This window comes from Acinetobacter courvalinii, assembly GCF_014635545.1.
GTDB classification, from domain to species: domain Bacteria; phylum Pseudomonadota; class Gammaproteobacteria; order Pseudomonadales; family Moraxellaceae; genus Acinetobacter; species Acinetobacter courvalinii.
Genome location: NZ_BMDA01000006.1, coordinates 151,111 through 161,628 on the forward strand (window position 1 = coordinate 151,111; position 10,518 = coordinate 161,628).

Annotated in this window: 8 protein-coding genes; 6 read left to right on the plus strand and 2 right to left on the minus strand. The window is 44.9% G+C overall.

Annotated elements, in window-relative coordinates:
* Positions 1 to 28: 28 nt before the first annotated feature.
* A complete protein-coding gene (locus IEV39_RS16900; protein WP_005281181.1) occupies positions 29 to 1,237 on the minus strand; it encodes an oxygenase MpaB family protein in 1,209 nt (402 codons plus the stop codon).
* A gap of 85 nt (positions 1,238 to 1,322) precedes the next feature.
* Here IEV39_RS16900 and IEV39_RS16905 point away from each other — a divergent pair, with 85 nt between their 5' ends.
* Complete coding sequence (locus IEV39_RS16905) at positions 1,323 to 1,919, plus strand: TetR/AcrR family transcriptional regulator (RefSeq protein WP_005281178.1); 597 nt, start codon at positions 1,323 to 1,325, stop codon at positions 1,917 to 1,919.
* A gap of 46 nt (positions 1,920 to 1,965) precedes the next feature.
* Positions 1,966 to 2,649 carry an ion channel gene (locus IEV39_RS16910; protein WP_005281175.1) on the plus strand — a complete coding sequence of 228 codons (684 nt, stop codon included), beginning with the start codon at positions 1,966 to 1,968 and terminating at the stop codon, positions 2,647 to 2,649.
* Here IEV39_RS16910 and IEV39_RS16915 read toward each other — a convergent pair.
* Positions 2,643 to 3,599 carry a LysR family transcriptional regulator gene (locus IEV39_RS16915; RefSeq protein ID WP_005281172.1) on the minus strand — a complete coding sequence of 319 codons (957 nt, stop codon included), beginning with the start codon at positions 3,597 to 3,599 and terminating at the stop codon, positions 2,643 to 2,645. The genes IEV39_RS16910 and IEV39_RS16915 overlap by 7 nt on opposite strands.
* Positions 3,600 to 3,828: 229 nt before the next feature.
* Between IEV39_RS16915 and IEV39_RS16920 the strand changes: the two genes are divergently transcribed.
* The 4 genes from IEV39_RS16920 to IEV39_RS16935 all read left to right on the plus strand — a co-directional run bounded on the left by IEV39_RS16920 (position 3,829) and on the right by IEV39_RS16935 (position 10,027).
* On the plus strand, positions 3,829 to 5,037 hold the full coding sequence (locus tag IEV39_RS16920) for an acyl-CoA dehydrogenase (protein ID WP_005281168.1): 1,209 nt from the start codon (positions 3,829 to 3,831) through the stop codon (positions 5,035 to 5,037).
* A gap of 225 nt (positions 5,038 to 5,262) precedes the next feature.
* Positions 5,263 to 6,579: an MFS transporter gene (locus IEV39_RS16925; RefSeq protein WP_005281166.1), complete on the plus strand. Its 1,317-nt coding sequence runs from the start codon at positions 5,263 to 5,265 to the stop codon at positions 6,577 to 6,579.
* Between the two features lie 16 nt (positions 6,580 to 6,595).
* Positions 6,596 to 7,816 carry a CaiB/BaiF CoA transferase family protein gene (locus IEV39_RS16930; RefSeq protein ID WP_005281163.1) on the plus strand — a complete coding sequence of 407 codons (1,221 nt, stop codon included), beginning with the start codon at positions 6,596 to 6,598 and terminating at the stop codon, positions 7,814 to 7,816.
* A 234-nt stretch (positions 7,817 to 8,050) separates the two neighbouring features.
* Entirely contained in the window at positions 8,051 to 10,027 is a 1,977-nt protein-coding gene (locus IEV39_RS16935) for a glycine betaine transporter (RefSeq protein ID WP_005281160.1), read from the plus strand.
* The last annotated feature ends 491 nt before the right edge of the window (positions 10,028 to 10,518 follow it).

Below are 10,518 nucleotides of genomic sequence, written 5' to 3' on the forward strand. Positions count from 1 at the left end.
CCTCATTGATTGAGGGCTTTCTTTTGGCTTATTGATGCATGCTGGCCAGCTGCTGCGACTGATTGCGATATAGTGACAAGCCAATACGTTGCAAATGACGTCCATTTTGTTCAAGAAAACAATTCAATTTTGGAATATATCGGGCACTGCTATACAACGCTAAATTTCGACCAATCAGATAGTAGGCAAACCAGGAAGCCGATTGTGGCGTTAAACCAAGCTTTTGCATGTTCTTACGGCCAATAAAGAACTGGGTAATTTCTAAGTGTTGCTTATAGGCTAGTTTCTGCTGAAAAGTGCGTAGATAACGGTATTTGCGTTCAAAGGGTTCTTTAGAAAGACTGGAACCAAGTGAAATGCTGCTGGCATCGGACTGTGGATGAGCAAATTGCATCCAGTACATCAGTTTCCAGCCTTCTGCCTCCTGATCAACCAGCCATTTCTCTTCAACGCCCATTAACCAGCCCGCATATTTCCAGAAATGTAAAAAGCTGTCGACTTCTTGCTTGCTTGGAAAAATTCCCAAAGCGCGAATGCCGATCAGCACTACACCACTAAAGGCAATATTGGTCATGGCCTGATCATATTGGTTAATCGGGATTCCCCAAGTTTCGGCATCCCATTTCTCGGATTTTTGCAATTGGTGACGAACCAAGGCATGGATAAAACGCACAAAAATGGTAGAGGTAAAGCCTTTGCTAAAACGGGAAAAACCATCTGGTTCAGTAATATCGACCCACCATTTGGTGGTTTCTGCCAGCCGTGTGCCTGCCTGTTTTTTTAATGCGCCAGTCAGGATCAAAGGCTGGTTGAAACCCGGATACAGGTAGCCGGTCATTAAGGATAAATCCCGCAGGATCAGGCCATTATTGATGCCGAGACGATAGGTAAATTTAAGCGCCTCATCGATTTTAGCTTGCTCATACCAGACCGGTTTCTGCTCTACTCGTTGGAAGAAAATCGTAAGTTCAGGAATCTCATGCGGTAATTTGTCTAATCCTTGATACAGCGCCGTTTCAAAATATTTACGGTGTTGTTTTGGATTCTGGAGCACCCAAAGCAGCAGTTGATCCATGGGTTCATCACCACTTTGCAGAGCGGTATTCAGTGCCTGATATTCTTGATAACTGGGCTGAACCTGCTGATGGGTCATATAACTCAGAATCTTGGTTTTGAGATTGGATTGACTCATATCTTCAAATGCCGCTAAGCGTTTAGGTTTAACGATGCCGTGCATTGCATAAAGTCCCTGATTGTTATTTAATCAAAGCTTAATATGAATAATTATTCGCATTCAATTCGCATTTCAATTGAGGCTGAGCATGAGAAAACGACCACAGCAGCAACGCGCCAAAATGATCGTTGAAAGTATTCTGGAAGGGGCACAGCAATGTATTTCTGAACATGGGGTTTTGCAGGTGACTACACCTAAAATCGCTGAAAAATCAGGCGTGAGTGTCGGATCGATTTATCAGTATTTTGAAAATAAAGAGCAAATCATTGCGGAATTATTGCTACGTAAAAGCGAAAACTTGGGACAGGCGGTAAAGCAACTGGTGATGCTACAACAGCAAACTACTATTCAGGACATCATCACATTAAGTATAGCCTTTGGCTTTGAGTCGTTAAAATCTGATCAGGGTTTTTTTATCGAAATTTTAAAAAACTGGCATGCCTATAGTGATTCGGAAGCGGCACAGGTGTTAGAGCAGCACTTTTTAGAAGTCGGCATGTATTTATTCGGGCGTTATTATCCGCACTGGGATTTTGAAACTTTAAAACATAAGTCTTTTGTGATTATTAACAGTACCTTATTTACCATGATGCGTTATGCCAGTAAAAATACTTTTCTGATCGAAGAACAACGCTTGCAACAAGAACTGTCTAAAATGATTGTTTCTTTTTTAGATGCAGTATGATGCATTCAACAAAAATGAAAAGCATAACAAGATTCAGGAAAAGTACATGCAAAGCTTAAAACAATTCTGGCGTGCCTTTCGTTTGCTGCCATCCGCATGGTTGTTGCTGGTTCAACTGGCCTTATTAATTCTGTATATGCTGACCTATGGTGATAGCGAATATCGTGCCTTGACTTGGTCACTGGGCGTTTTGGCGCTGTTAATTATTGCCAAGGTGATCCGGCAAACCCCGGTATTTACCTTTTGGGGGCTCATCTTTGTCAGTGGTGCCTTTGTCTTTTCGATTATGCTGTTTAATGGCTATAGCACACCGACCATCCAGATCATGGCCTACAGTTTTGAAGCGATGGCTTATTTCTATGCAGCTTATGGCTTGCTTCGTTATATGTTTGCCGATCGCTATCTCACCAAAGACGAATTGTTTGCTGCAGGTGCAGTATTTACCCTGATCGCCTGGGCTTTTGCCTTTTTATATAGTATTTGTCAGCTACTTTTGCCAAACAGTTTCCTGAATCCCAATCAGCCCCAAGCGCTGCAAAGCTGGCTGGATTTGCTGTTCCTGAGTTTTAGTTTGCAATCGGCAACCGGTTTATCGGACTTGATGCCGATGAGCCCAGCCGCCAGAGTGCTTGCCATGCTGCAAATGTTTGGCGGGGTAATGTATCTGGCCGTGGTGGTCTCGCGTCTGATTGCACTGCAATATATTGCGCATTTACCCAAAAATCAGTAATTCGTTGTAGCATTGGAACGGGTTATGGTTTCCTGTTCCAGCCATTCGATAAATTTCAGCATAATCGGATTATGCGGCTGTTCGGCATAAACAAAATAGTAGCAACGTGAACCACTGAGTTTATGTGATGACACGATCATCAATTCTCCTCGACTCAGTTCTTTCTCGATCAGCATTTGTGGAATCAGGGCCACACCAAGATGGTGGGTTGCCGCCACGGCCAGCATGGAAAACAGTTCATGGCGTTGACCTTCCATCGCATAAGGCGCGTTATAGGCCAGACTGTCGAACCATTCCTTCCAGATTGCAGGACGAGTGGTCTGTTGTAATAAGGGCAGTTGAGAAAGCTGTTCCGGAGACAAATCCAGTGTCGAGGGCGATTGATTTTGAATCAAATCAGGGAAGAACTTTCTAATCAGTGTGGGCGAGCAAACGGCAACCACGTCTTCCTGCATCAAAAAATGTGCAGTCGTGCCAGGCCAGTTTTCTACCTGAGCGGGTGTACCTGCATAGATGGCAGCATCGAAAATCTGCTCACTGAACAGAAAAGGTTTGGTGCTGGTTTCCAGATGGATGGTAATTTCTGGATATTTTTCATTAAAACGATGCAGGCGTGGCAGTAGCCAGCGTGTCGCAAAGGTGGGTACCACGCCCAGTTTGAGCGTGCCGCCTAAACCTTGATGCGACATCAGGTCGAGTGTGCTGTGTTCCAGCCCGAGCAAATGCGTCTTGATATTTTTCAGATATTGTTCACCCGCAACGGTCAGTTCGACGCCATGTCGTACCCGATGAAACAGCGGCAGATTCAGAAACTCTTCCAGTTGCTGAATCTGTCGGGAAACGGCACTTTGGGTCATGCTCAGTTCCTGCGCCGCATGGGTGTAGGTTTTATGTTTGGCAGCGGCTTCAAAACAGATCAATGATTGCAGTGAAGGAATCATACGTCGCATAACAGCGTCCTTGTGTTGCGTGCGAAAATCAGCAATGAGGTTCGGATAATTCATGTCTTATAAATTATTCTCTGCTTTATTTTTAACAGAAGCATGCCACTGATTGCAATTGAGCTATGCATAAAACGCATAGCTGTATGAAAAAACATCGTTTGCCTGAGGGCACAATCTGGCCTAGCATCAAGAGCAGAACGTATATCAAAATTAATCAACAGGAAGATCACAAGTCATGGCAAATCAAGGAAAGCGTGTCTCTTTTAACTGGCAAGATCCCTTTTTACTCGAACAGCAACTCAGCTCGGAAGAACGCATGATTCGGGATAGCGCTCAGGCCTATTGTCAAGACAAACTCATGCCACGGGTACTGGAACAATTCCGTCATGAAAAAACCGATCCAAGTATTTTTCGGGAAATGGGTGAGCTAGGTCTATTAGGCCCAACCATCTCGGAGCAGTATGGTGGTGCGGGGCTAAACTATGTCAGTTATGGTTTGATTGCACGCGAGATTGAACGGGTAGATTCGGGCTATCGTTCGATGGCCAGTGTGCAAAGTTCACTGGTGATGGTGCCGATTGCCGAATTTGGTACCGAAGCACAAAAACAGAAATATCTGCCTAAACTGGCGACAGGTGAATACATTGGCTGTTTCGGATTGACCGAGCCGGATCATGGCTCTGATCCGGGCAGTATGCTGTGTCGTGCCAAAAAGGTTGCAGGTGGTTATCGCCTCAGTGGGAGCAAAATGTGGATTACCAACAGCCCGATTGCAGATGTGTTTGTGGTGTGGGCCAAAGAAGTCTCGGAAACTGGCAATGTCGGGGAGATTCGTGGTTTTATTCTGGAAAAAGGTTGGGAAGGGCTGTCTGCGCCTGCCATTCATGGCAAGGTCGGGCTGCGAGCATCGATTACCGGTGAAATCGTGATGGATCAGGTCTTTGTGCCGAAAGAGAATGCTTTCCCTGAAGTGCGCGGCCTAAAAGGACCATTTACCTGCCTGAACAGTGCCCGTTATGGCATAGCCTGGGGTGCAATGGGGGCCGCTGAATTTTGTTGGCATACCGCACATCAATACACCATGGACCGCAAACAGTTCGGTCGACCACTGGCAGCCAATCAGCTGATTCAGAAGAAACTGGCGGATATGCAGACCGAAATTGCGCTGGGCCTGCAAGCGGCTTTGCGTTTTGGGCAAATGAAAGATGCAGGCATTGCTTCAGTGGAAGGAACATCCCTGATCAAACGTAATAACTGTGGTAAGGCCTTGGAAATTGCCCGGCTGGCGCGTGACATGATGGGCGGCAATGGCATCAGTGATGAGTTTGGCGTAGCCCGTCATCTGGTCAATCTGGAAGTGGTGAATACCTATGAAGGCACCCATGATGTACACGCCCTGATTCTTGGGCGTGCACAAACCGGTATCGCTGCATTTTCTAACTAAAACTTCTGCATTGTTTAAACGCAAAGATACGCTTGCGGGCGTATCTTCGGGCAAATTCATGCCTAAAAAATTGACTTATAGCAATTAAAATCGTCAAGGATTCATCAAGCACATTTCCGGTAGAAAATGACACTTTGCCAAAACAATAAATAGCACTGTCGCAAAGGATTCATCACTTGAATGGTTGATGAAAGACCAGACCCATTTGAGAAAATGAGGTGTCAAATGAACAATGATGTTCAAACGGTAGCAAGCTCAGCGATGAGCAAATGGCCTTCTAATCTGGGAACCTATGCGCGGATTACGCCGCACACATGGAAATTTGCCTTGCTGTTTGCCTACTTCGCCATGGTGGTAGATGGTATAGATATCATGCTGCTGTCATACAGTCTCACCAGTTTAAAGGCAGAATTTGGATTATCGACCTTTCAGGCGGGTGCGCTGGGGAGTGCCTCTCTCGCCGGGATGGGAATTGGCGGTATTCTGGGTGGCTGGGCCTGTGATAAATATGGACGGGTCAGAACCATTGCCCATTCTGTGACTTTCTTTTCAATTGCCACCTGTCTATTGGGTTTTACCCAAAGCTTTGAACAGTTTATGTCGTTACGTTTTATTGGGGCTTTAGGGATTGGCGCCCTTTATATGGCCTGCAATACCTTAATGGCGGAGTATGTTCCGACCTCCTATCGCACCACAGTACTGGGCACCTTGCAAACCGGACAAACGGTTGGCTATATCGTGGCAACCTTACTTGCTGGTGCCATCATTCCGGAACATGGCTGGCGTATTTTATTCTTTATTACCGTAATTCCAGCAGCGATCAATATCATCTTACAGCGCTTTGTGCCTGAGCCTAAATCCTGGCAGCTGACGAAAATGAAGAGTTTGACTCCGCAAACGCAGCAAGTTATTACGACGCAACCACAACCGAAAAGCCAAAGTATTTATCAACAGATTTTTGCCAATTTCAAACATCGCAAAATGTTCCTGCTCTGGATGATGACAGCTTTCTTTTTACAGTTCGGTTATTACGGCATTAACAACTGGATGCCGAGTTATCTAGAAACTGAAGTGAATATGAACTTCAAGTCGCTGACCAGTTATATGGTGGGTTCGTATACGGCAATGATTTTAGGCAAGATTCTGGCGGGTTATCTGGCAGATAAATTTAACCGCCGTGCCATTTTCGTGTTTGGAACGCTGGCCAGCGCAATCTTCCTGCCGATCATTATCTTCTTTAATACCCCTGACAATATTCTGTATTTACTTATTACCTTTGGATTCCTTTATGGGATTCCATATGGGGTCAATGCCACCTATATGGCGGAATCTTTTTCAACGGATGTCCGTGGTACTGCCATTGGCGGTGCCTATAACATTGGTCGGGTTGGGGCGGCGATTGCACCGGCCACCATCGGTTTTTTAGCCTCTGGCGGAACATTCGCCATGGCCTTTATTGTCATGGGTGCCGCTTATTTTATTGCGGGTGTGTTACCGGGACTATTTATACGGGATCGCCAATACGATCCACAACAATCATAAGCAAGGAGGATGGAACATGGGTGCATTAACAGGCTTACGTGTACTGGATCTGAGTCGGGTGCTGGCAGGACCGTGGTGTAGCCAGATTCTGGCGGATCTGGGGGCTGAAGTGATCAAGATTGAACGGCCTCAAACCGGGGATGATACCCGGATGTGGGGGCCGCCGTGGATGAAGGATGATGTAGGGCAGCCCACGCGCGAGGCGGGCTATTATCAGTCTGCCAACCGGAATAAATACTCGGTTGGCATTGATCTTGCCTCAAAACAGGGGCAGGCCTTGTTACGGGAAATGGTCAAGGACAGTGATGTGCTGATTGAAAATTATAAAGTCGGTTCACTGCATAAATATGGTCTGGACTATGCCAGCCTGCGTGAGATCAATCCGGGGCTGGTCTATTGCTCGATTACCGGATTTGGGCAAACCGGACCTCGTGCGTCTGAGCCGGGTTATGATTTTGTCATTCAGGGCATGGCCGGATTGATGAGTATTACCGGTGAAAAGGATGATTTGCCGGGTGGCGGCCCACAAAAGGTGGGGGTTGCAGTCACGGATTTACAAACCGGATTATATGCCACCATTGCGATTCAGGCAGCGCTCTGGTCGCGTCAAACTACAGGCAAAGGACAACATATTGATCTGTCCTTACTGGATGTACAGGTTGCGGGTTTAGCCAACCATGGCATGAACTATCTGATTACCGGTCAGGCACCGCAACGCTGGGGCAATGCGCATGCCAATATTGTGCCTTATCAAACCTTTAGGGCAAAAGATAAGGACTTTATTATTGCCTGTGGCAATGATGCCCAGTTTAAAGCCTTGTGTCAGGCCATCGGTCAAGCGGAATGGGCAGCGCATCCCAAGTTTAGATTGAATCAGGACCGGATTGCGCATCGGGGTGAATTGACCACGTTAATGGATCAGCATTTTCTCACGCAATCTGCACAATACTGGGTAGAGCGGATTCATGCGGTCAAAGTGCCGGTCGGCATGATCAATAATGTGGAGGAAGCATTACAAGAACCGCAGGTACAAGCAAGAGAAATGGTGGTGTCGATTCCACATCCACAATACCGTCACTTTAAAATGATTGCCTCGCCATTAAAGTTGTCTGCCACACCTGTGGAATACCGTCTTGCTCCACCCCGTTTGGGAGAACATACCCAACAGGTCTTAGCACAATACTGTTCCACAGAGCACTTGGCGGAGTTAGCCGAGCAAGGTGTGATTGGGCATTGATCAACAATGCCCAAAGTGATTTCGATGACCAAGAATTTAAACTTTATTTTCATTAAATCAAATATTTATAATTTGTTTCATATCCTGTTACAGCATTACAACTGCGTTATTGTTGATATTTTTTATACTAGAGCTCGAGTTTTACATTGCATGAGCTCGCTTTTATTCACGCTGTGAATGTCTTATTTGACCCTTGCGGTCTATCCACTATCATTAAAATAACGTGAGGGAATTATGCCTTCCAAGCCATCTTCGCAGTTTGCGAATGTGAATCCAAACGTGTTTTTAAGCACGGTCATTATTATTGCGATTTTTCTCGCAATCGTCATTGTCGCACCCAGTTCCTTTGAACTTTTGACTCAACAGCTTAAACAATGGATCACTGATTCATTTAGCTGGTTTTATGTTTTATCCGTCGCCGTCTTTTTGATTTTACTGATTTATATTGCCTGTTCCGCCAGCGGAAAAATCAAGCTAGGGCCTGATCATAGTCAGCCTGAATACAGTAATGGTTCATGGTTTGCCATGCTGTTTACGGCCGGGATGGGGATTGGGTTGATGTTCTTTGGTGTGGCAGAGCCAGTGATGCATTATGTCAGCCCACCCAGTGGTAACCCTGAAAGTGTAGAGTCGGCTCAACAAGCCTTACGCATCACCTTCTTCCATTGGGGATTACATGCCTGGGCGATTTATGCCGTTGTTGGTTTGGCACTGGCCTACTTTGCCTATCGTCATAATCTCCCCCTAAAAACCCGTTCCGCACTTTATCCGATTATTGGTAAGAAAATTTACGGTCCTATAGGTGATGGTATTGATACCTTTGCCACCATTGGTACGGTTTTCGGTGTTGCTACCTCTTTAGGCTTTGGGGTGACCCAGATTAACTCAGGTCTCCATTATTTATTTGGTGTTGAACAAAGTAGCTATATTCAGGTTGGTCTGATTATCTTTGTCAGTATCTTGGCATCAATGTCTGTCTTTTTGGGGTTGGACAAAGGCGTGAAACGTCTTTCCGAGCTGAACCTGATCTTGGCACTGGTGTTGTTGGCCTTTGTCTTTATTGCTGGGCCAAGTATCTATTTGCTACAGACCACTATTCAAAATGCGGGTTCTTATTTCTCCAACCTATTCAGTATGACCTTCAACTTATATGCCTACCAACCGAATGGCTGGATTGGTGGTTGGACCATCATGTATTGGGCATGGTGGATTTCATGGTCGCCATTTGTCGGGATGTTTATTGCACGTGTGTCACGTGGCCGGACCATTCGTGAGTTTATCGTCGGTGTATTACTGATCCCAACCGGTTTTACCATTATCTGGATGGGTTTCTTAGGCAATGCTGCCTTATTCAGTATTATGCAAGAACACAATGTGACCTTGCTGCAAGCTGTACAAAATGATTCATCCGTAGCGTTGTTTGAATTTCTGAATCACTTGCCTTTGGCTGGCGTGATGAGTTTATTGGCAACCGTACTGGTGATGCTATTCTTTGTGACTTCAGCTGATTCCGGCGCCTTGGTGACAGACTACCTGACGGCTAAAACAGAAAACTCACCGACATGGCAAAGACTGTTCTGGACCGTATTGATGGCTGTTTTGGCGATTATTCTACTCTTGGTGGGTGGTCTGGCTGCTTTGCAGGCCTCAATCATTATGAGCGCCTTGCCATTTACATTCGTCATGTTACTGATGAGTTGGGGGCTGTTAAAAGCCTTAAAGATCGATGTGACGAAAATGCAGGCGATTCAGGAAGCGCGTATTACACCGCGAGCAATTCATAATCCACGTAGCTGGCAGCAACGTTTGGGGCTAATCATGCATTACCCACATACTGAAGCTGAGGTCAGGGAATATATAGAGACACAGGTCAGAAAAGCGTTTGAAAGTATTCAGAAAGAGTTTAAACGCCGTCATCTGGAAGTGAACATTCAAAATACTGAACAAGGCTTGCAACTGCGCGTCGATCATCATCATGAGATTAACTTCATCTATACGGTCTATGCACATGAAACCGTACCGCCAAGTTTTATGCTGGGGCAGGGCGATGCTGATGAAGCGCAATATTTCCAGGCTGAAGTATTCTTGAGAGAAGGCGGACAAAACTATGATGTTATGGACTGGACTCAGGAAGACCTGATTCAGGACATTATTGATCAATATGAACGTCATCTTTACTTCTTGAATATTGTAAGAGGCACATCGTCTTAACAGGGGATGTCGACTGAAAACAATAAAAACACCGGTTTTGAGCACCTCAGAACCGGTGTTTTGCTTTTTGGAGATATTTTTTTCAATAAAATTTTTAGTTGGAACCCGGTTTATTGATAAAAAAAGTGAGCCTGTGAGAAAGAAATGATCAAAATCAAAAAGATTTTCGCTGATAATTAAAACAAATGTAGGTAAAAAATTATAGATAACAGTGATTTGGGTGATTTAAATGTTGGCTAAATTAATTTTTAAGATAATGAATAAATTTTAAATTATATAAATCAGTAAATTAGATAAGTTAAAGTTTAAAAATAAAACAACCGAATAATTTAATTTTTAAAAGTGCTTGCGTCTGGTCTGAAATACTGTAGAATGCACATCCATCGGCGGTGATGCAGATAAAAACTTGTTGATAAACAAGGATTTGGCTAAAATGGTTAGATTCTTGGATTGGTTGATAAGTTTGCTAAATATCTAAATTACCTGTTGAC